Annotated in this window: 19 protein-coding genes; 9 read left to right on the forward strand and 10 right to left on the reverse strand. The window is 72.0% G+C overall.

The window, feature by feature from the left end:
- The coding region (locus tag RIM90_RS03165) for a glyceraldehyde-3-phosphate dehydrogenase (protein ID WP_309058961.1) at positions 1 to 1,069 on the reverse strand (1,069 nt) is incomplete at its 3' end.
- Positions 1,070 to 1,210: 141 nt separating this feature from the next.
- Between RIM90_RS03165 and RIM90_RS03170 the strand changes: the two genes are divergently transcribed.
- Positions 1,211 to 2,740 carry a cytosine permease gene (locus RIM90_RS03170; RefSeq protein ID WP_309058962.1) on the forward strand — a complete coding sequence of 510 codons (1,530 nt, stop codon included), beginning with the start codon at positions 1,211 to 1,213 and terminating at the stop codon, positions 2,738 to 2,740.
- 356 nt (positions 2,741 to 3,096) lie between these two features.
- Entirely contained in the window at positions 3,097 to 3,501 is a 405-nt protein-coding gene (locus tag RIM90_RS03175; protein ID WP_309058963.1) for an SseB family protein, read from the forward strand.
- A 36-nt stretch (positions 3,502 to 3,537) separates the two neighbouring features.
- Here the strand turns inward: RIM90_RS03175 and RIM90_RS03180 are convergent, their stop codons facing one another.
- The 5 genes from RIM90_RS03180 to RIM90_RS03200 form a co-directional block, all read right to left on the reverse strand.
- Positions 3,538 to 3,927 (reverse strand): MarR family transcriptional regulator, encoded by a 390-nt coding sequence (locus tag RIM90_RS03180; RefSeq protein ID WP_309058964.1) that lies wholly within the window; start codon positions 3,925 to 3,927, stop codon positions 3,538 to 3,540.
- A gap of 260 nt (positions 3,928 to 4,187) precedes the next feature.
- Positions 4,188 to 5,219 carry a LacI family DNA-binding transcriptional regulator gene (locus RIM90_RS03185; protein ID WP_309058965.1) on the reverse strand — a complete coding sequence of 344 codons (1,032 nt, stop codon included), beginning with the start codon at positions 5,217 to 5,219 and terminating at the stop codon, positions 4,188 to 4,190.
- Positions 5,216 to 6,121, reverse strand: a complete 906-nt coding sequence (locus RIM90_RS03190) for a carbohydrate ABC transporter permease (protein ID WP_309058966.1) — start codon at positions 6,119 to 6,121, stop codon at positions 5,216 to 5,218. The genes RIM90_RS03185 and RIM90_RS03190 overlap by 4 nt, the downstream gene beginning before the upstream one ends.
- Entirely contained in the window at positions 6,118 to 7,107 is a 990-nt protein-coding gene (locus RIM90_RS03195) for a sugar ABC transporter permease (protein ID WP_309058967.1), read from the reverse strand. Before RIM90_RS03195 ends, RIM90_RS03190 begins: the two co-directional genes overlap by 4 nt.
- The gene (locus RIM90_RS03200; RefSeq protein ID WP_309058968.1) at positions 7,104 to 8,420 is read right to left on the reverse strand and encodes an extracellular solute-binding protein; all 1,317 of its coding nucleotides are present in this window, start codon (positions 8,418 to 8,420) and stop codon (positions 7,104 to 7,106) included. The genes RIM90_RS03195 and RIM90_RS03200 overlap by 4 nt, the downstream gene beginning before the upstream one ends.
- Before the next feature lie 183 nt (positions 8,421 to 8,603).
- Here RIM90_RS03200 and RIM90_RS03205 point away from each other — a divergent pair, with 183 nt between their 5' ends.
- From RIM90_RS03205 to crcB (RIM90_RS03225), 5 genes are all read left to right on the forward strand, one after another.
- Positions 8,604 to 10,625, forward strand: a complete 2,022-nt coding sequence (locus RIM90_RS03205; RefSeq protein WP_309058969.1) for a beta-galactosidase — start codon at positions 8,604 to 8,606, stop codon at positions 10,623 to 10,625.
- A gap of 112 nt (positions 10,626 to 10,737) precedes the next feature.
- The gene (locus RIM90_RS03210) at positions 10,738 to 12,297 is read left to right on the forward strand and encodes an arabinogalactan endo-1,4-beta-galactosidase (protein WP_309058970.1); all 1,560 of its coding nucleotides are present in this window, start codon (positions 10,738 to 10,740) and stop codon (positions 12,295 to 12,297) included.
- Positions 12,298 to 12,785: 488 nt separating this feature from the next.
- Complete coding sequence (crcB, locus tag RIM90_RS03215) at positions 12,786 to 13,229, forward strand: fluoride efflux transporter CrcB (RefSeq protein ID WP_309058971.1); 444 nt, start codon at positions 12,786 to 12,788, stop codon at positions 13,227 to 13,229.
- Positions 13,226 to 13,609, forward strand: coding sequence for a DUF190 domain-containing protein (locus tag RIM90_RS03220; RefSeq protein ID WP_309058972.1), 384 nt, complete (start codon positions 13,226 to 13,228; stop codon positions 13,607 to 13,609). Before crcB (RIM90_RS03215) ends, RIM90_RS03220 begins: the two co-directional genes overlap by 4 nt.
- Positions 13,606 to 13,980, forward strand: a complete 375-nt coding sequence (gene crcB, locus RIM90_RS03225; protein WP_309058973.1) for a fluoride efflux transporter CrcB — start codon at positions 13,606 to 13,608, stop codon at positions 13,978 to 13,980. Before RIM90_RS03220 ends, crcB (RIM90_RS03225) begins: the two co-directional genes overlap by 4 nt.
- Before the next feature lie 39 nt (positions 13,981 to 14,019).
- Here the strand turns inward: crcB (RIM90_RS03225) and RIM90_RS03230 are convergent, their stop codons facing one another.
- The 4 genes from RIM90_RS03230 to RIM90_RS03245 form a co-directional block, all read right to left on the reverse strand.
- Complete coding sequence (locus RIM90_RS03230; protein WP_309058974.1) at positions 14,020 to 15,102, reverse strand: acyl-CoA desaturase; 1,083 nt, start codon at positions 15,100 to 15,102, stop codon at positions 14,020 to 14,022.
- 340 nt (positions 15,103 to 15,442) lie between these two features.
- Entirely contained in the window at positions 15,443 to 16,624 is a 1,182-nt protein-coding gene (locus RIM90_RS03235; protein ID WP_309058975.1) for a serine hydrolase, read from the reverse strand.
- Positions 16,625 to 16,715: 91 nt separating this feature from the next.
- Positions 16,716 to 17,861, reverse strand: a complete 1,146-nt coding sequence (gene rho, locus RIM90_RS03240; protein WP_309058976.1) for a transcription termination factor Rho — start codon at positions 17,859 to 17,861, stop codon at positions 16,716 to 16,718.
- Between the two features lie 442 nt (positions 17,862 to 18,303).
- The gene (locus RIM90_RS03245; protein ID WP_309058977.1) at positions 18,304 to 18,702 is read right to left on the reverse strand and encodes a nuclear transport factor 2 family protein; all 399 of its coding nucleotides are present in this window, start codon (positions 18,700 to 18,702) and stop codon (positions 18,304 to 18,306) included.
- Between the two features lie 69 nt (positions 18,703 to 18,771).
- Here RIM90_RS03245 and RIM90_RS03250 point away from each other — a divergent pair, with 69 nt between their 5' ends.
- Positions 18,772 to 19,335 (forward strand): PadR family transcriptional regulator, encoded by a 564-nt coding sequence (locus RIM90_RS03250; protein WP_309058978.1) that lies wholly within the window; start codon positions 18,772 to 18,774, stop codon positions 19,333 to 19,335.
- A 4-nt stretch (positions 19,336 to 19,339) separates the two neighbouring features.
- On the forward strand, positions 19,340 to 20,063 hold a 724-nt coding region (locus RIM90_RS03255), incomplete at its 3' end, for a class I SAM-dependent methyltransferase (RefSeq protein WP_309058979.1).

Below are 20,063 nucleotides of genomic sequence, written 5' to 3' on the forward strand. Positions count from 1 at the left end.
GCGCCTTGGCGACGGCCGAGGCGGCACCGGTCTCGGTGATCACCATGTTGAGCGGCGCCGAACGGCCGCGGCGCTCGGACTTGTGGTAGTTGTCCAGCAGGTTCTGGTCGTTGGTGAACGAGTGGACGGTCTCCACGTGGCCGCGCAGCACCCCGTACTCGTCCGCCATCGCCTTCAGCGGCGGGACGATCGCGTTGGTGGTGCAGGACGCGCAGGACAGGATCCGCTCGTCCGGCTTGAGGGTGTCGTGGTTGACGCCGTGCACGATGTTGGGCACGTCGCCCTTGCCGGGCGCGGTCAGCACCACCTTGTCGATACCGGGGCGCAGGTGCTGCGAGAGGCCCTCGCGGTCGCGCCACTTGCCGGTGTTGTCGATGAGGATGGCGTTCTTGATGCCGTACGCCGTGTAGTCGATCTCCGTCGGGTCGCCCGCGTAGATCACCTTGATGGTGTTGCCGTTGGCGACGATCGTGCTGTTCGCCTCGTCGACGGTGATCGTGCCCTGGAACTGGCCGTGCACCGAGTCGCGGCGCAGCAGCGAGGCCCGCTTGACGATGTCCTGCGCGCCGCCCCGGCGGACCACGATGGCGCGCAGCCTCAGGCCGTTGCCGGAACCCGCCTTCTCGATGAGCAGGCGGGCGAGCAGCCGGCCGATGCGGCCGAAGCCGTAGAGGACGACGTCGCGCGGCTCACGCCGGTCGATCTTGTTGGCGCCGGTGGCACCGGCGACGGCCTCGGCGGTGAACTCCGTGACCGACAGGCCCCGGTCGTCGGCGCGGTAGGTCGCGGCGAGCATGCCGATGTCGATCTGGGACGGCCCGAGGTCGAGCGTGGTGAGCGCCTGCAGGAAGGGCAGCGTCTCGGTGACCGAGAGCTCCTCGCCGGCGATCTGCCGGGCGAAGCGGTGGGTCTTGAGAATGCTGACCACCGACTTGTTCACCAAGGAGCGGCTGTGCAGCAGGACGGTGACGTCCCGCTCGCGGTGCAGCTTCCCGATGATCGGGATCATCGACTCCGCGATCTCCTCGCGGTGCTTCCAGTTGGTGAACGAGTCTTCGTTGACAGTCACAGGATCATCTTTCGAGCTAGACGGCGCTCATATGATAGCCACGGCTTCGGCGGGGCTCGGAGGGGGTGCCGTTCCGGTCGTGTGGATCACCGCGTTCCCGGGTAGCCACGACCGCGACACCCTCGGACAGGCAGGTCGCAGATGACGGATCCCGCGCGTTCCCCCGACGGCCCGCCGGCCCCCTTCGGGGACGCGGCCGCCGCCCGCCGGTTCCAGGTGGAGACCCACGGTCTCGACGTCATCGGCGACGCCGAACGCAAGGGAACGCCGCGCACCTTGTTCTGGCCCTGGTTCGGCGCCAACGTCTCGGTGCTGGGACTGAGCTACGGCGCGTTCGTCCTCGGCTTCGGGGTCTCCTTCCGGCAGGCGCTGACCGCCGGGGCCGTCGGCATCGTCTTCTCGTTCCTGCTGTGCGGCCTCGTCGCGGTCGCCGGCAAGCGCGGTTCCGCGCCGACGATGGTGCTCGGCCGGGCGGCCTACGGAGTGCGCGGCAACCGGCTGCCCTCGGTGGTCTCCTGGATGCTCACCGTCGGCTGGGAGACCGTGCTGTGCGCACTGGCCACGCTGGCCACCGCGACCGTCTTCGCGACGCTCGGACGGGGCGGCGGCACGGAGACCAAGACGGTCGCGCTCGTGGTGGTCGGCGCGCTGGTCGTCGTCGTGGGCGTGACGGGCTTCGACCTCATCATGCGGCTGCAGGCCGTGATCACCGTGGTCACCGGCGTCCTCACGCTCGCCTATGTCGCACTCGTCGCCGACCACATCGACTGGAGCACGGTCGACGCGATCCCCTCCGGCTCCGCCCAGGAGTTCATCGGCGCGCTGGTGTTCATGATGACCGGCTTCGGCCTCGGCTGGGTCAACGCCGCCGCCGACTACTCCCGCTATCTGCCGCGTACGTCGTCCGGCCGGGGCGTCGTCGGCTGGACCACGTTCGGAGCCTCGCTGGCGCCGCTGTTCCTGCTGGTCTTCGGGCTGCTGCTGGCGGGTTCGTCCAGCGAGCTGAACGCGGCCGTCGCCGCCGACCCCATCGGGGCGCTGACCACGCTCCTGCCGACCTGGTTCCTGGTGCCGTTCGCCGTCGTCGCCGTGCTCGGTCTGGTCGGCGGCGCGGTCCTCGACATCTATTCCTCGGGACTCGCCCTGCTGTCGGCCGGCCTGCGCGTGCCCCGCTACCTGGCGGCCCTCATCGACGGGATCCTGATGATCGCGGGCTCGGTGTACATCGTGTTCTTCGCCGACGACTTCCTCGGCCCGTTCATGGGCTTCCTGACCACGCTGGGCGTCCCCGTCGCCGCCTGGTGCGGCGTCATGCTCGCCGACCTGGCGCTGCGCCGCCGCGACTACGACGAGGCCGACCTCTACCGCCCGCACGGCCGCTACGGCGACGTACCGCCGCTGCCGCTCCTGCTCACCCTCGCGGCGACCGCGCTCGGCTGGGGGCTGGTCACGAACCCGGCCGCCGACTGGCTGGACTGGCAGGGCTATCTGCTCGGCCCGCTGGGCCTCGGCGGCCGCACCGGCTCCTGGGCGTACGCCAACCTCGGCGTCCTCGCCGCCCTCGCCCTGGGCTTCCTCGGCACCCTGGCCCTGGGCCGGGCCCGCGTACGCCGCCAGGAGCGGCGGGCGCCGGGCGTGCGGAACGGGGACGAGGAGGTGCCCGCCGTGTGACCGGCACCGCCGGACGGCTCGTCGTCATCGACATGCAGCACGTGCTCGCCGGCCCGGGAGCCCCGGGGCCGTGCCACGTCTCGCCGAGGCCGCGGACGACGACGCGCACGCCGGGGCCCCGCACGTCCTGGACCCGTACCGACCGCTGATCCGGGTGACCACGGTCGCGGACGTGCTGGGGGAACCGGCCCTGAACACGGTCCCGGGCCGGACCGCCCCGGCCCTCACCACCACCCCGGGAACACGCGGGACCCGCAGGATTGCGCCCCGGGCGATCGGGTACGCGTCCAGCACCGTGTCCGGGGCGGGTCTTGTCCCGGGCGGGCCGCACATTCGCCGCTACCAGGGAATCTGCCATGGAAACACCCGCGCACGAGAACAACGCTCCCACGCCCGCCCAGCGGGCTCTGGACGCCCTCGTGGAGAACACCCAGGACACGGCGGCGCTGGACGCCCTCGCGAACAGCGACGTCCTGATCCCGGTGCCCGACGACGCCGGTGACGAGGAGGCGGCCGACCCGGGCGCGGTGGCGCTTCCGGTGCTGGAGCAGCCGGGCGGCACACACGTGGTCCCCGTGTTCACCTCCGAACTGGAGATGGCCGGGCTGCTGCCGTTCGTGTCCCGCTACCGCCTGGTCCCGCTCGGCGCGCTCGCCGCGCAGTGGCCGGCCGAGGACCTGTCCCTCACCATCGACGGCAGCTCCGAGCACCGTCTGACGCTCACCTCGGAGGGGGTGCGCACCCTGCTGGCCCGGCCGTAGCCCGGCGGAGCCCGAAGACCCCGGCGACCTGTACGCCTACTCGCCCAGCGCGCGGGCGAGGGCGGCGCGCTGCACCGGCAGCACCTCGGTGTGCAGGTCACGGCCCCTCCGCGTGAGCGCCACGTACACCCCGCGCCGGTCCTCCGCGCACACGCTGCGCTCGACCAGGCCGTCCTTCTCCAGCCGGGCGATGAGACGGGACAGCGCGCTCTGGCTGAGATGGACCCGGCCCACCAGGTTCTGCACCCGGCACTGTTCGCCCTCCCGGGGCGTCGTGGTCGCGAGCAGATCGAGCACCTCGAAGTCGGAGGCACCGAGACCGTACGGGTGCAGCGCGCGGTCGATCTCGCCCAGGGTGCGCGCGTGCACCGCGAGGATGTCCCGCCACCGCTCCTCGAGGCGGGCCCCGGTCGTGTTCGCTGCCATACTCGAACGGTAACACCGGTACGACGTTCAATGACCGTGCATCCAGTAGGGCCGGAGAGCCCCGGGCGGCGGCGGTACGGGCCCGCGGCTCCTTTGCCCCGCGCCGCAGGACGCGCGGGGCCGGTCCGACGCCGGACCGCTCGGTGGAGGCCCCGCCGCTGCTCACCGCGCCCACCGGGCCGCGGTCCCGGCGGGCGCGGTCGGCCGGGACCGCGCGGACGCCCGGGCCACCGGGCAGCGAGGGCCGAGACGGACCGGCCCTACGTCGACTCCCGCTTCACCAGTTCCGTCGGCAGGATCACCGCCGCCGGGTCCTCACCCCCGATCTGGGCCAGCAGCACCCGCACCATCTCCGCGCTGATGCGGTCCCAGGGCTGGCGGATGGTGGTGAGCTCCGGGCTGGCGGCGACGGCGGCGGGGGAGTCGTCGAAGCCGCCGACCGCCACGTCGTCCGGGACGCGGCGCCCCGCGCGGTGCAGCGCCGTCAGCACGCCCTGGGCCATCAGGTCGGAGGCGACGAACACGGCGTCCACGTCCGGCGCCCGGGCCAGCAGCCGCTCCGCGCCCGCCTCGCCGCTGGCCCGGCTGTAGTCGCCGGAGACGATGAGCCGCTCGTCGATCTCCATCCCCGCCTCGGAGAGCACCTCCCGGTAACCGGCGAGGCGCTCCACACCGCCCGGGGTGTCGAGCGGGCCGGTCACCACGCCGATCCGCCGCCGCCCCAGCGCCAGCAGGTGCCGCACCATGTCGCGGGCGCCGTCCCGGTCGTCGGCGGCCACGTAACTCACCTTCGAGCCCAGCCCGATCGGCTTGCCGCAGGCGACCAGCGGCACGCCCGCCGCCCGCAGTTCCTCGGCCACGGGATCGCCCGAGTGGCTGGAGACCAGCAGCACCCCGTCGACGTGCCCGGCGGTGATGTACCGCGTGATGCGCCGCCGTTCGTCGTCCGTGCCGGCCAGCATCAGCAGCAGCGGGATGTCGTGCGCGGCCAGCGCCTGGGTGCAACCGCGCAGCAGGACGTTGAAGTTGGGGTCCTCGAAGAACCGCTCCTGGGGCTCGGTGAGGAGGAAGCCCACCGAGTCCGAACGGCCGGTGATCAGCGAGCGGGCGTGCCGGTTGACGACGTACCCCGTCTTGCGGATCGCGGTGTTGACGGCCTCCGCGGCGGCCGGGCTGACGTAGTGACCGCCGTTGAGCACCCGTGAGACGGTGCCGCGCGAGACACCGGCCTCGCGCGCCACGTCGTGGATCGTCGGCGGCTTGCGCCTGCCCCCCGTGTTGCTCATGGTCATGACTTTACGGCCCCGGACAGCAGATCCAGGCTCCAGAACCGCTGGACCACCAGGAACAGCGCCACCAGCGGGAACACCGCCAGGAACGCGCCCGTGATCACCAGTGTGTACAGCGCCGGGGTGTTGGCGCCCTGCTCCAGCAGGGTGTGCAGACCGAGCGTGATCGGGAACTTCTCGTCGTCGCTGAGCATGATGTACGGCAGCAGGAAGTTGTTCCAGATCGCCACGAACTGGAACAGGAAGACCGTCACCAGTCCGGGCAGCATCATCGGCAGCGCGACCCGGGTGAAGATCCGCCACTCGCCCGCGCCGTCCATCCGCCCGGCCTCCACCACGTCGGCCGGCACCGCGGCCGCGGCGTAGATCCGCGCCAGGTAGACGCCGTACGGGGAGAGGATCTGCGGCAGCAGCACCGACAGGTAGGAGTCGGTGAGGTCGGCCTTCGCCAGCAGCAGGTACTGCGGGATGGCGAGGATCACCGGCGGCATCAGCACGCCCGCGAGCAGGATGTTGAACATCGTCTCGCGCCCGCGGAAGCGGTAGATCGCCAGGGCGTAGCCGCTGAACGCCGACACGCACGTCGACAGCAGTGCGCCGAGCCCGGCGTAGAGGGCGGAGTTGCCCATCCACTGCCAGTAGACGCCGTCGCGGTAGGAGCTCAGCTCGGAGACGTTCCCGGTGAAGCCGGTGCCCGGCCAGAAGGTGAAGGTGGAGAACAGTTCGCGGCCGGACTTGGTGGACGCGATGACGACCCAGACGACCGGCAGCAGGCAGTAGACCGCGCCGAGCAGCAGCGTGAGGGTCGGGACCAGGGCGATCCGGCGGGGCCGGGCCGGGCCCCGGGCGGTGCCGGGGGAGGTGCCGGCCGCGGGGTCGGCCTGGTGCAGGGCGAGGGAACTCATCGTGCGGCTCCTTGACGGGCGTCCTGCCTGTTCCGTCGGTTCGCGGCCCGCAGGAAGCCGAAGGACAGCACCAGGGTGGCGAGCGCGATCAGCGTCGCCTGCGCGGCGGCGGCGTGGATGTCGCCCTTGCCGAAGGCGTCCTGGTAGACCTTCATCAGCGGACTCCAGGTGGTGGACACGGAGTTGGTGAGCGGTTTGAGGGTGGTGGGCTCGCTGAACACCTGGAGCGTCGCGATGATCGAGAAGAAGAAGGTCAGCACCAGCGAGGGCGCCACCATCGGGATCTTGATCTTCAGCGCGATCTGCAGCGGGGTCGCGCCGTCCAGCTTCGCCGCCTCGTACACCTCGGCGGGGACGGCCTGCAGGGCGGTGTAGATGACGATCATGTTGAAGCCGGTGCCGCCCCACACCGCGATGTTCGACAGGGCGAGATACAGCGGGCCGCCGTCCAGCAGGTCCGGCTGCGGCAGGCCCAGCTTCTCCAGCACGAAGTAGAACGGGCTGACGTCCGGCAGGTAGAGGAAGCCCCACAGCAGGGCCGCCACCACACCGGGGACGGCGTACGGCAGGAAGATCGCGAGCCGGGTGAAGGGGGCGAGGCGCACCTTCTCGGAGTCGAGCATCAGCGCGAACAGCAGCGCCAGGCCCAGCATCACGGGCACCACGATGCAGCCGTAGCCGAGGACGCGCAGCGCTCCGTCCAGCAACTCGCTGTCGGAGAGGGCGTCGGTGTAGTTCTCCAGACCGGCCCAGACCTCCGTGCGGGCGCCGGAGCCCAGGCCGAGCCCGGAAACCTTCACCTTGCGGAAGCTGAGCCAGACCGCGTACCCGATGGGCAGCGCGAAGAACAGGAGGAACAGGACGACCGCCGGTACAAGGAAGAAGTAGGGGGCGCGAAGCGCTCCTTTGAGGGCGGTGGTGGGAGACGGGTGGGCGTACGGGGCCCCCTCGACCCCGTACGACCTCCGACGGCTTGCGGATTTCACTGAGCGACCTCGAAGCCCTGCTTCTCCAGGTCGGCGACCGTCTCCTCCTGCATGGTGTCCAGGGCGGCGGTGAAGTCCGACTTGTTCTTCGCGGCGGCGCCGAAGGCGTCCTTGAACGTCGTGTAGGCGACGTTGACGTTCGGACCCCAGGCGGACGGCGCGGTGGTCTCCGCGATCTCGGCGGCCTTGCGGTAGAAGTCGGGCTGGTTGGAGAAGTACTCCGGCGGGCTGGTGAAGGCGCCGCTGAGCTGGGCCGAGGTGGAGGCCGGGTAGATGCCGCTCTCCTTGGCCAGGGCGCTCAGGGCGTCGCCGTCGGTGTTCAGCCAGGCGGCGAACTTCGCGGCGGCGTCCTTGTGTTCGGAGTCCGTGGTCACGGCGGTGGAGGAGCCGCCCCAGCTGCCGGTGCGGTTCTCACCGTCCGACCACTGGGGGAGCGGGGCCATGGCCCACTTGCCCTTGGTGTCGGGCGCGGCCGTGGTCAGCGTGCCCGGCGCCCACACGGCGCTGACCCACGCGATCTGCTTGCCGGTGTTCAGCGCCTTGTTCCAGGCCGGGGTGTACATCGGCTGGTCGTCGATGGCGCCCTCCTTGACCAGGTCGCCCCAGAACTCGGCGACCTTCTGCGTCGCCGCGTCGTTGATGCCGACCTTCCACTTGTCGCCGGAGGTCGTCCACCACTTGGCGCCGGCCTGCTGGGCGAGGCCCGCGAAGAGGCCGGAGTCGTTGGCGGAGAAGGTCGTCAGGTCCGTGTCCGGGGCCTTCTTCTTCAGCGCGCGGGCGGTCTCGGCGAACTCGTCCCAGGTGGCCGGCACCTTCAGGCCGTACTTCTTGAACAGGTCCTCGCGGTAGTAGAACATCATCGGCCCGATGTCCTGCGGGACCGCGTAGACCGCGTCCGTGCCGAGCGTGGTCTGCTGCCAGACGCCGTCGGCGAACTTCTCCTTCGCGTCACCGACCTCGCCGGATATGTCGGCGAGCGCGTCATTGCTGACCAGGGTGGGCAGCGCCTGGTACTCCGCCTGTACCAGGTCGGGCGCCTTGCCGGCCTTGTGCGCGGTGAGGATCTTGGTGACCAGGGTGTCGCCGGACGCCTGCTTCTTCACCGTGACGGTGATCTGCTCCTTCTTGCCCGGCCCCTTGTTCCACAGGTCCACGACCTTGTCCATGCCGGGAGCCCAGGTCCAGTACGTCAGTGAGACCGGGCCCGACTGGGCCTCGTCGTCGGACGACGAGCCGCAGGCGGCGAGTGCGGTGGCGCCGAGCGCGACGGCGACGGCGGAACTCACGAGGCGACGGCGCTTCGTGTACGGCATGGAACTCTCCCCTGACCTGGGGTCCCCGCCTGCTGCGGAGACCTGCCATGCTTCTGTGAGCGTTCACAGTAGAGAAACATCCCGGACACTTGTCAATGGTTGTTGCTGTGCGGTTATGTTGGCTTCGCAGCGCCGTTGGGGCGTGTGTACGTTCACAAATGATCGAGTACATCGGGAGAATCCATGCCGGATACCACCCCCAGGGGCCTCACCGGGCTCGCCTTCGGCGGGGATTACAACCCCGAGCAGTGGCCGGAAGACGTCTGGCAGGAGGACGTCCGGCTGATGCGGGAGGCCGGTGTCACCATGGTGAGTGTCGGGATCTTCTCCTGGGCCCTGCTGGAGCCCTCGCCCGGCACCTACGACTTCGGCTGGCTCGACCGCGTCCTGGACCTGCTGCACGAGAACGGCATCCGCGCCGACCTCGGCACACCCACCGTGGTACCGCCCGCCTGGTTCTACCGGGCGCACCCCGACGCGCTGCCCGTCACCGCGGAGGGCGTACGGCTCGCGTTCGGCTCCCGCGGCGCCATCTGCCACAGCAACGCCGACTACCGGGCCGCCGCCGCGAACATCACCACCCGGCTCGCCGAACGCTACGGCGACCACCCCGCGCTCGCCATGTGGCACGTCCACAACGAGTACGGCGTCCCCGTCTCGGCCTGCTACTGCGACTCCTGCGCCGCCCACTTCCGCCGCTGGCTGGCGCAGGTGTACGGCACGGTCGACGCCGTCAACGAGGCCTGGGGCACCGCCTTCTGGGGCCAGCGCTACGCCGGCTTCGAGGAGATCGACCCGCCGCGCCTGACCCCGACGGTCGGCAACCCCGCCCAGGCGCTGGACTACCGGCGGTTCGCCGACGCCACCATGCGCGAGAACTTCACGGCCGAGCGGGACATCCTGCACCGCCTGTCCCCCGGTATCCCGGTGACCACCAACTTCATGACCGCCCTCAGCCAGTGCGACTCCGTCGACTACTGGGCCTGGGGCCGGGAGGTCGACCTCGTCACCAACGACCACTACCTGATCACCGACGGCCGCCGCACCCACGTCAACCTCGCGATGGCCGCCGACCTCACCCGCTCCGTCGCCGGCGGCGCCCCCTGGCTGCTGCTCGAGCACTCCACCTCGGGCGTCAACTGGCAGCCCCGCAACCCCGCCAAGGCACCCGGCCAGATGGCCCGCAACTCCCTCGCGCACGTGGCCCGCGGCTCCGACGGCGCCATGTTCTTCCAGTGGCGCCAGTCCCGGCGCGGCGCCGAGAAGTTCCACTCCGCGATGCTGCCGCACGGCGGCACCGACACGCGCGTCTGGCGCGAGGTGGTGGAACTCGGGGCGTCCGTCGGCTCGTTGGCACCCCTGCGCGGCACCCGCACGGAGGCCGACGTCGCGGTGCTGTGGGACTGGAACTCCTGGTGGGCGCAGAACCTCGACTGGCGCCCCAGCGAGGACCACGACGCCCGCGAACGCGTCGACACCTTCTACGAGGCCCTCTACGACCGCCACCTCACCGTCGACTTCGCCCACCCGGAAGCCGACGTGTCGGGGTACCCCCTGGTCGTCGTGCCCGCCCTGTACCTGATGACGAAGGCCGCCGGGAACAACCTCCGCGCGTACGTCGAGAACGGCGGCACCCTCGTCGTGTCGTACTTCTCCGGCATCGTCGACGAGCACGACGGCGTGCACGAGGGCCCGTTCCCGGGCGCCCTGCGCGACGTCCTGGGCCTGACCGTCGAGGAGTTCTCACCGCTGCTGGCGGGCGAGAAGGTGCGTCTGACCGGCCCCGACGGCCTCGAGCTCGGCGCCGACGTGTGGACGGAGTTCGTGGTGCCGCGCGGCGCCGAGACCGTGTGGACGTACGCCGACGGACTCACCGCCGGGCACCCGGCCGTCACCCGGCACCGCCTCGGCGAGGGCACCGCCTGGTACGTCTCCACCCGTCTGGACGCCGAGGGCCTGGACGCACTGCTCGGCCGGGCCGTCCAGGACACGCCTCTCGCCCCGCGTGCCGATCTGCCCCGCGACGTCGAAGTGGTGCGCCGCACCGGCGAGTCGGGCACCTTCCTGTTCGCGATCAACCACACCGCCACCGACGCCGAGGTGGCGCTGGACACCACCGGCACCGAGCTGCTGACCGGTGAACGCGCCGAGGGCCGCCTCGCGGTCCCGGCCGGAGCCGTCCGGGTCGTCCGACTCGACGGCTGAGCCGCGACTCCCCTCCGCCCGCGTGAGCATCGCAGGCCGCGGGCGGAGGGGGCCCTCGCCCTCCGGGCGCCAGGGCATCCTCCTCCCCACGTCGAAGGGACGACGGACGACCATGTTCCATCCCAGACGCACCCTCCGGGCCCTGTTGCCGCCGCTCGTGGCCGGGCTCGCCCTCACCGCCCTGCCCGCCCCGGCCGCGACGGCCGCGAGCACGCTCACCAACGGCGGCTTCGAGGCGGACGGTTCCGGCACGGCCACCCCGAACGGCTGGTCCGAGTACGGCGACACCGGCGCCTCGTTCTCCGAGTCCGGTGGCCGCGACGGCGGTCACCGCCTGTCGCACTGGTCGTCCTCGGCCTACAAGGTCGAGACGTACCAGTACCTGTCCGGGCTCACCAACGGCAACTACCGGCTCACCGCCTGGGTGCGCTCCGGCGGCGGCCAGAACGCGGCCCACATCGCCCTGAAGAACTGCGGCGGTGCCGAACAGCGCACCGATCTGCCGGTGTCCGCCAGTGGGTGGATCCGGATCGTCGTACCGGTCAGGGTGACGAACAACCAGTGCACCATCAGCGTCAGCAGCGACGCGAACGCGGGCAACTGGATCAACGTCGACGACCTGGCCTTCGCCCCGGGCACCTCGGGCCTGGCGGCCAAGGGCGCCGACATCTCCTCCCTGCCCAAGAGCGAGGCCAAGGGCGGGGTCTACCGGACCGCGTCCGGCTCCGCCGGCGACCCGGTCGCCATCCTGAAGTCCGCCGGCATGAACTACGCCCGCCTGAAGGTCTGGGTGGACCCGGCCGACGGCTACAACGACAAGGCCCATGTCCTCGCCCTGGCCAAGCGGATCAAGGCGCAGGGCATGAAGCTGCTGGTCGACTTCCACTACTCGGACTCCTGGGCCGACCCGGGCAAGCAGACCAAGCCCGCCGCCTGGGCCGGACACGGCTACGGGCAGCTGAAGACGGACGTGTACCGCCACACGTACGACGTGCTCAGCGCCCTCAAGGCCCAGGGCACCACCGCCGACATGGTCCAGGTCGGCAACGAGATCAACGGCGGCATGCTGTGGAACGAGGGCTCCACCGACAACTGGCCCCAGCTCGCCGGCCTGCTCAACTCCGGCTATGACGCGGTCAAGGCGGTCGACCGGTCCACCGTCGCCGCGCTGCACCTCGCCGAGGGCGGTGACCGCGACGGCACCCGCTGGTGGTTCGACAACGCGGTGTCCCACGGCGTGAAGTTCGACGCGATCGGCCTGTCGTACTACGGCTACTGGCACGGCACGCTGCACGACGTCCAGACCACCCTGGACGACGCGGCCGCCCGCTACGGCAAGCCCGTCTTCATCGCCGAGACGGCCTATCCGTTCCGGCTGGACAGCGAGGACGCGCACGAGAACATCATCGACACCAGCGGCGAACTGGTCCCCGGCTACCCCGCGTCCACCGCCGGGCAGACCCGCTGGATGAACGACGTGGCGAGCATCGTGGAGGCCGTCCCGAACGGCCGCGGCCTCGGTGTCTTCTACTGGGAGGCGACCTGGACCGCCCGCACCGGCAACGGCTGGGACCCGGCCGACCCGTCCTCCGGCAACGGCTGGGAGAACCAGGCACTGTTCGGCTACGACGACCGCGCGCTGCCCGCGATGGCGTGGTTCCGCCACCGGTGAGACCGGCCGACCGGTGGGACCGTGAGGTCCGGCCGTGACCGGACCCGTGCCGCCCGGGGCCCGACCGCACCCCGCGGTCGGGCCCGCCCGGCGACGGCGCCGGACCGCCCCGGACCGGCGTGTCCCGGACAAACTGCGACCCCCGTCGACGGGACACGACCGCGCATCCCGGCGTGGCCGAAGGAGCCGGCCGTCGTGGAACCCGGCGTCACGGTGACCGCCGTGGCCACCAGGTTCGCCCTGCCCCACCCGGTCGCCCGCACCCACCTCCGGCCGCTCACGGCCGTCGGCCCGCTGCGCACCGGCCGCTGCGGTCCCGAAGTGCCCCGTTCGGCTCCCCGGCGTTACGCTGGTTCCCGCCCGCGATCGCGGCGCGGCGGTGGGGCCCGCCGCACCCGGACCACGGCGCCGGTGCCGCCGACGGTCCCTGCTCGTGAAGGCGCGCGCCCGCACGTTTGGGCCGCTGAACGAGTAGGAGGCGTACGACCATGACAGCCCCGCGGACCGAGGGCCTCCGCGTCCGCCCCGCCCGGCGGGCCCAGGCCCCCGTCGTCGCCGCGGTCGCGCTCGGCGGGGGAGCGGGAGCCGCGGCCCGCTACGCGGCCTCCCTGCGGTGGCCGACGGCGGCGGACGGATTCCCCTGGACGACCCTCTGGGTCAACGTCGCCGGCTGCGCCGCGATCGGCGTTCTCATGGTGGTGATCACCGAGACCCGTGCCGCCCACCCCCTGGTCCGCCCCTTCCTCGGCACCGGCGTCCTCGGCGGCTTCACGACCTTCTCGACGTACGCCGTCGACGTCCGGGGGCTGCTCGACGACGGCGCCGCGGGCCACGGTCTCGTCTACCTCGCGGCCACCCCGATCGCCGCGCTCGCCGCCGTGTGGTCGGCCGCCGCGACGACCCGCCGTGCGCTGAGGAGGAGACAACCATGACGCGGCTGACCGGCAGTGCCCTGCGGCTGACCGTCTTCGTCGGCGAGAACGACACCTGGCATCACCGGCCCCTGTACTCGGAGATCGTCCACCGGGCCCACGCGGCGGGGCTCGCGGGTGCCAGCGTGTTCCGCGGGATCGAGGGCTTCGGCGCCTCCTCCCTCGTGCACACCTCCCGGCTGCTGTCCCTGAGCGAGGACCTTCCCGTGGCGGTCGTCGTCGTCGACACCGAGGAGCGGGTGCGGGCCTTCCTGCCGGAACTCGACGCGCTCGTCACCGGGGGACTGGTGACCCTCGACCACTGCGAGGTCGTCCGGTGCCCCGGCCGTGCCGACGGCGGCCCCGGCGCGACGGACAGGAAGGGCGGGCGGTCGCGGTGAACTGGCTGTACGTGGTCCTGGGAGCCATGGTCGGGGCACCCCTGCGCCACCTCACCGACCGTGCGGTGCAGTCCCGGCACGACTCGGTCTTCCCCTGGGGGACCTTCACGGTCAACGTCGTCGGCTGTCTGGTCCTCGGCCTGCTCACCGGCGCGGTGGCCGCCGGCGCCGCGGGTTCCCGTCTCCAGCTGCTGCTCGGGACCGGTCTGTGCGGCGCCCTGACCACCTACTCCACCTTCTCCTACGAGACCCTCCGCCTGGCCGAGACCGGCGCCCGGCGCTACGCGGCCGTGAACGTCGCGGCGAGCGTGGCGGCCGGTCTGGGCGCGGCGGCCGCGGGCGTGGCGCTGGCCGAGGCGGTGTGGGCGTAGCCCGCGGCCCCGGTGGGCCGCGCGCTGCGCCCGGGTCCCTCAGCCGGCCTCGCGCAGCGGTTCCCCGACCCGCCTGAGGTGACGCAGGGCCTCACGGTGCGAGGCGAGCAGCCCGGTCCGGTGGTACGGGATGCCCAGTTCGGCGCAGTACCGCTCGGTGATGACCTGGGCCTTGCCGAGGGCCGGCGTCGGCATGCTGGGGAACAGGTGGTGCTCGATCTGGTAGTTCAGCCCGCCCATGAACGCGTCGACGAGCACGCCGCCGTCGACGTTGCGGGAGGTGAGGACCTGGCGGCGCAGGAAGTCCGGCTCGGCGCCCTCCTCGATCATCGGCATGCCCTTGTGGTTGGGGGCGAACACGGAGCCGAGGTAGATCCCGAACAGACCTTGGTGCACGGCGATGAACGCGAGTGCCCTGCCGGGGGAGAGGACCAGGAACAGGCCGCCGAAGTACACGGCGAAATGGGCGACGAGCAGCGTCCCCTCCAGCACCGGTCGCTTCACCGACGGGCTGCGCAGGGCCTTGAAACTGCTGAAACTCAGATTGAGGCCCTCCAGGGTCAGCAACGGAAAGAACAGGGCCGCCTGGTGCTTTCCGATGAATCGCGCGGGCCCCTTGGCCTGTTTCGCCTGGCGCCGTGACCACACCAGGATGTCGGGCGCGACATCGGGGTCCTTCTTCTCGTGATTGGGGTTCGCGTGGTGGCGGGTGTGCTTGTTCATCCACCAGCCGTAGCTCATGCCCAGCAGCGCATTGGCCACCAGCAGACCGCCGATCTCGCTGGGGCGTCGGCGGGAGAACACCTGCCGGTGGGCCAGGTCGTGCGCGGCCAGTCCGAGTTGCCCGAACACCAGGGCCAGGGCCGCGGCGACGATCAGCTGGCTCCAGCTGTCACCCAGGACGAGAAAGGCGGCGACACCGCCCGCGAGCGCGAGCCCCACGGCCCCGAAGCGCACGCCGTAATACAGCGGGCGGCGCCTGAGCAGCCCCGCGTCGGCTATGCGCCGTGACAGTTCGGAGAAGTCGCTGCCCTTTTCGCGGCCTCTTTCCTGCCGCCTTTCGGTTTCCTTTTCTCCGTCACGCGGGGACGGGACGTCCGTGAGCACCGTTGAATTGGCCATGTGCTTCAGTATGAGAACGATTTCCCGGCCGGAGAATGGCGTTGGCCCCCCGAAGAGGGTGTGGCTGGCACCACCATCCCCGGACGGCGCTCGCGGTCTTCCGCGGGGCCGCCCCGTCGTGCACCTGCCGGAGCACGACGCGGTCGAGGCCATGGCCCACCGTCTCGACCGTGTCGAGGCGGTCCTCACCGACATCGCCGAGGAGGCCCCCGCCATCGGCCGGGGAGCCGTCGGACCGGTCCTGGAAAAGGGCCTCCTGCCGGCCGGGGCGTCGGCCCGCTCCGCCCGGAGGTTCTCGCCGGACCTCCGGCGGGCCAGGGACCGTCCGGCGCTCCGCCGCTCAATCCGTCGGCACCGGACCCCACTTGATCCGCAGGAACAGCGCCACGCCCGCGCCGCCCAGCAGGGCTGCACCGACGATCGTCCAGGGCACCGGCCGGTCCGGGCCGTCGTCCCTCCGTACCGCCGGAGCCGCGGCGGGCTCCGCCTGCTGCCCGGGCAGCGGCCGGGCCCGCAGGGCGTCCAGCGAGCCCACCGGGTCGACCCGTCCGGCCGCCTCGAACCCCCAGTCCAGCAGCGAGCGCGCCTCCTCGTACACCGCGTGCGCGCCGCCCGAGCGGGGGTTCATGACCGTCACCACCAGGGTGCGCCCGTCCCGGCGCGCGGCGGCCACGAGTGTGTGACCGGCGTTGCTGGTGTAGCCGTTCTTGACGCCGACCAGCCCTCGGTAGCGTTCGACGCCGTCCGCCCCGGTGAGCAGCCGGTTGGTGTTCCGGATCCCGTACGAGCCGCCGTCACGGCCCGGGAACCGTGCCTCGGTCCGGGCGCAGTACCGCGCGAACTCGGAGTTGCGCAGCCCCGCCCGGCCGAACACCGCCAGGTCGAACGCCGACGACACCTGGCCGGGCGCGTCGTAGCCGTCGGGCGACTTCACCCGGGTGTCGCGGGCGCCCAGGGCGCGGGCCTTGGTCTGCATGCGCTCGGCCGTGGCCCGCCAGCCTCCGCTGAGCGCGGCCAGGACGCGCACGGCGTCGTTGCCGGAACTGAGGAAGACCCCGTTCCACAGGTCCGACACCCGGTACGTACGGTTCTCGGCGACTCCGACGAGGCTGCTGCCGGAGCCGATGCCCCTCAGCTCCCGCTCACTGACCTGGTGCCGGACACCGGCCGGCAGGACCGGCAGCACGGTGAGGGCGAACAGGGTCTTCAGGGTGCTGGCGGGCGGCAGCCTGCGGTGCGCGTCGTGTGCCGCGAGCACCGTGCCGGTGCCCGCGTCGGCCACCAGCCACGACCTGGCGGACAGCTCCGGGACTTCCGGTGCTCCCGCGCGCGGCCGGACGTGCGTGCCGGACCGGTACAGCAGTGCCGCGGGCGGTGTCCCCGCCCGCGGCCCGGTGCCGGGCGGCGGCCCGGTGTCCGCCCCCGTACCGGCGATCGCCGCGGCGGGTGCGAGCGCCAGCAGGCCCGCCGTGCAGAGGGCGCAGGTGGACGCGGCAGCCCGCGAAGTAAATCCGATAGTCATACCGCAAACGTAGGAAGGGACGCCCGGAACACCACGCTGCCCCGGCCGGACGCCGTCCGGGAGCACCCGGATGCCGCACGCCGCCGCGGTGTCAGCCGCCGGGCAGGGTCGGCCGGACGCGCCGCAGGAACGTCGCGTTGTCGGGGGTCTCGCGCATCCGCCCCAGCAGGGTCTCCAGGCCGGCCTGCCCGTCCCGGGAGGGTGACTGCAGGACGCGTCGCAGACCTTGTACGGCGGTCAACTCGGCCGGAGTGAGCAGTAGTTCCTCGCGACGGGTGCCGGAGGGGGTGATGTCGACGGCGGGGAACAGCCGGCGGGACGCCGCCTCGCGGCTGAGCCGGAGCTCCATGTTGCCGGTGCCCTTGAGCTCCTCGAAGTAGAACTCGTCGGCGCGGGATCCCGTCTCCACCAGGGCCGAGGCGAGGATCGTGAGCGAGCCGCCCTCCTCGACCCGGCGGGCCGCGCCGAAGAACCGCTTCGGTCCGGTCAGCGCGGACGCGTCGACGCCACCGCTGAGGGTGCGGCCACCGGAGGCGGCCGCGTTGTTGTACGCCCGGCACAGCCGGGTCAGCGAGTCGAGCAGCACGACGACGTCCTCGCCCGCCTCGACGAGCCGCTTGGCCCGCTCGATCACCAGCTCGGCGAGGGCGATGTGTTCCTTGGCGGGCCGGTCGAAGGTCGAGGCGTACACCTCGCCGCGCACCGAGCGCCGCATGTCGGTGACCTCCTCGGGCCGTTCGTCGAGCAGCACCACCATCAGCCGGCACTCGGGGTGGTTGCCCGCGACGGCCGCCGCGAGCTGCTGGAGGAGGACGGTCTTGCCGGTCTTGGGCGGGGCCACGAGCAGCCCGCGCTGTCCCTTGCCGACCGGCGCGAACAGGTCGACGACCCGCCCGGCCATCCCGGACGCCGGGTGCTCCAGGCGCAGCCGCTCGTGCGGGTGAAGCGGGGTCAGGTCCCGGAAGTGCCGCCGGCCGAGCAGTGCGCCGGGCGTACGGCCGTTGACCCGCGCGATGTCGGACAGGCCGTTCCGGTCGCCGCGGACGCCCTCGACGTGGTCGCCCTTGCGCAGGCCGTACCGGCGCAGCAGCGCGGGGGAGACGGCGGGGTCGGCAGGGGAGGCCAGGCAGTGCGCGGCGCGCAGGTGACCCTTCCCGGCCGCGTCGATGTCGAGGACACCGGTGATGAGCTGGGGCTCCTGCCGGGCGGAAGGGCGGGCGAGCGTGGTGATGGTCATGAGGTCGGTCCTTTCGCGGACGACGGGCGGGAACATGCGGTGGGAAGGAGAGAGACCGCGCGGGGAGGGCGGATGCGCGCCTCCGGGGGCGGGAACAACACCTCGGTCACGGCGGGAGAGGTCCCTGGCCCATGAGGTGATGGGGAAAGCCGATGCACCGGTCACAACGACGGGCGGGTCGGCGAACCGAAGGGAAACCCGAGAAGAACAGGCACCGACGCCCGAACAGGGGCGTGCCACGGGTGCTGCTTGAACTGTACCACCCGGTGCGGTGGCGTGGGTCGGGAAACGGAAGACCGGGAAACGGAAGATGGGCCCGCCGGTGACGGCCGGCGGGCCCCGACGGCGGTGTGCGCGACGCGCCGGGCGGGCGGTGTGCGCGACGCGCCGGACGGTGTGCGGGCGCCGCTCCCGCGCGGGGAGCCCTCGCTCCCGCGCCTGCTCAGGCCGGGCGTTCCTGCGCCTCCTGCGCGATCCGCTCGAACCGCGCTCCCATGGCCGCGGCCAGCGCCTGCGCACCCGACAACGGGCGCACCATCACCGTGAGTTCGTCGATGAGCCCGTCGTCGCCGACGTGGATGAAGTCGCAACCGTTGATCTCGCGGTCGCCCACCCGCGCGGTGAAGACCAGCGCGTGGTCGCGGCCGCCCGTGTCGTTGATCTCGCGCACGTAGCGGATGTCCTCGAAGACCTCCGCGACCGCCCGCAGGATCGCTCCCGTGATCGGTCTGCCGGTGTACGGCTTGAACACGACGGGGCTGGTGAAGACGACGTCCTCCGCCAGCAGCGCCACGACGGCGTCGAGGTCACCGGCCTCGATCGCCTTCCGGAATGCCTGCACCGCGACTCCCATAGTCAACTAATTGAATAGGTGCGTATGAGATTAGTCGTCCGCTGTTAACGTGTCCATATGTCCCTCAAGTACGCCGTCCTGGCCGCCCTCCTGGAGGGCGAGGCCTCGGGCTACGAGCTGTCCAAGGTCTTCGACGTCTCGTTCGCCAACTTCTGGGCCTCCACCCCGCAGCAGCTCTACCGGGAGCTGGAGCGGCTGACGCGGGACGGGCTCGTCGAGGCCCGGGTGGTCCGGCAGGAGCGGCGGCCGGACAAGCGGATGTTCACCCTCACGGAAGCCGGTCGCGAAGACCTGCGCGCCTTCGCCGCCGAGCCGCCCCGGCGGCCCACCGCCATCCGCGACGAACTGCTGATCAAGATCCAGGCCATGGACGATGCGGACCCCGAGGCGACCCGCGCGCTGGTCGAGGAGCGGATGGCGTGGGCGCGCGGCAAACTCGCCCGCTACGCGCGGGTGCGCGAACGGCTGCTGGACGGCCGCTCGGAGGAGCGGTACCTGAGGGAGGCGGACCGGATCGGACCGTATCTCACCCTGCTGGGAGGGATCGCCTTCGAGGAGGAGAACCTGCGCTGGTGCGAGCGCGTGCTGGCGGCCCTTCGGCAGCGCACTCCCCGGGGCTGATCCGATGTTCGGCCCCGAAGGCCCCGGTCTGCGCGAACTCGCCGTCCAGGTGCTGTCGTCGGTGGACCGCGGCTACGACCTCCTCGCGCCGAAGTTCGACCACACCCCCTTCCGCACGCCCGACTCGGTGCTCGACGCCACCGCCTCGGCACTGCGGCGGACGGGCCCGTTCGACGCCGGGCTCGATCTGTGCTGCGGCACCGGTGCGGGGGTCGGTGTGCTGAGGCGGGTGTGCCGGGGGAGTGTCACCGGCGTGGACTTCAGCGCCGGCATGCTGGCCGTCGCCCGGGAGCGGACCCGGGCGGCCGGGCCGCCGGTCGCCTGGGTGCGGGCGGACGCGCGGGCCCTGCCGTTCCGGCCCGTCTTCGACCTGGTGGTGAGCTTCGGGGCGTTCGGGCACTTCCTGCCGCGTGAGCTGCCGGGGCTGTTCGCGCAGGTCCGCTCGGTGCTGCGGCCGGGGGGCCGCTTCGTCTTCCCCGTGGTCGCGCCGCCCCGGCCGGGATCGCTCGAGTACGTGATGCTGCTCGGATTCGACGCGGTGATGCGGGTGCGCAACGCCGTGTGGCGCCCGCCGTTCGTCATGTACTACCGGGCGTTCCGCTTCGGTGCCGTCCGGCGCGAACTGGCCCGGGCGGGTTTCCGGGTGGAGCTCCAGGTCCTGCCCGAGTTCGGACGGCGGCGGGACGGCAGTCCCCGCGTCCGGCTGATCGTCGCGGAGCGGCCGGAGG

It is taken from the genome of Streptomyces sp. (genome assembly GCF_031181555.1).
GTDB classification, from domain to species: Bacteria; Actinomycetota; Actinomycetes; order Streptomycetales; family Streptomycetaceae; genus Streptomyces; species Streptomyces fimbriatus.

What these genes read in the sequence shown, in the direction of transcription:
- RIM90_RS03250 (WP_309058978.1), top strand. Translation starts at nt 18,772, where the DNA reads ATGTCCCTCAAGTACGCCGTCCTGGCCGCCCTCCTGGAGGGCGAGGCC.
- RIM90_RS03230 (WP_309058974.1), bottom strand. Translation starts at nt 15,102, where the DNA reads ATGGCCAATTCAACGGTGCTCACGGACGTCCCGTCCCCGCGTGACGGA.
- RIM90_RS03205 (WP_309058969.1), top strand. Translation starts at nt 8,604, where the DNA reads ATGCCGGATACCACCCCCAGGGGCCTCACCGGGCTCGCCTTCGGCGGG.
- crcB (WP_309058971.1), top strand. Translation starts at nt 12,786, where the DNA reads ATGACAGCCCCGCGGACCGAGGGCCTCCGCGTCCGCCCCGCCCGGCGG.
- RIM90_RS03200 (WP_309058968.1), bottom strand. Translation starts at nt 8,420, where the DNA reads ATGCCGTACACGAAGCGCCGTCGCCTCGTGAGTTCCGCCGTCGCCGTC.
- RIM90_RS03170 (WP_309058962.1), top strand. Translation starts at nt 1,211, where the DNA reads ATGACGGATCCCGCGCGTTCCCCCGACGGCCCGCCGGCCCCCTTCGGG.
- RIM90_RS03175 (WP_309058963.1), top strand. Translation starts at nt 3,097, where the DNA reads ATGGAAACACCCGCGCACGAGAACAACGCTCCCACGCCCGCCCAGCGG.
- RIM90_RS03210 (WP_309058970.1), top strand. Translation starts at nt 10,738, where the DNA reads ATGTTCCATCCCAGACGCACCCTCCGGGCCCTGTTGCCGCCGCTCGTG.
- RIM90_RS03180 (WP_309058964.1), bottom strand. Translation starts at nt 3,927, where the DNA reads ATGGCAGCGAACACGACCGGGGCCCGCCTCGAGGAGCGGTGGCGGGAC.
- RIM90_RS03220 (WP_309058972.1), top strand. Translation starts at nt 13,226, where the DNA reads ATGACGCGGCTGACCGGCAGTGCCCTGCGGCTGACCGTCTTCGTCGGC.
- RIM90_RS03190 (WP_309058966.1), bottom strand. Translation starts at nt 6,121, where the DNA reads ATGAGTTCCCTCGCCCTGCACCAGGCCGACCCCGCGGCCGGCACCTCC.
- RIM90_RS03185 (WP_309058965.1), bottom strand. Translation starts at nt 5,219, where the DNA reads ATGACCATGAGCAACACGGGGGGCAGGCGCAAGCCGCCGACGATCCAC.
- rho (WP_309058976.1), bottom strand. Translation starts at nt 17,861, where the DNA reads ATGACCATCACCACGCTCGCCCGCCCTTCCGCCCGGCAGGAGCCCCAG.
- RIM90_RS03235 (WP_309058975.1), bottom strand. Translation starts at nt 16,624, where the DNA reads ATGACTATCGGATTTACTTCGCGGGCTGCCGCGTCCACCTGCGCCCTC.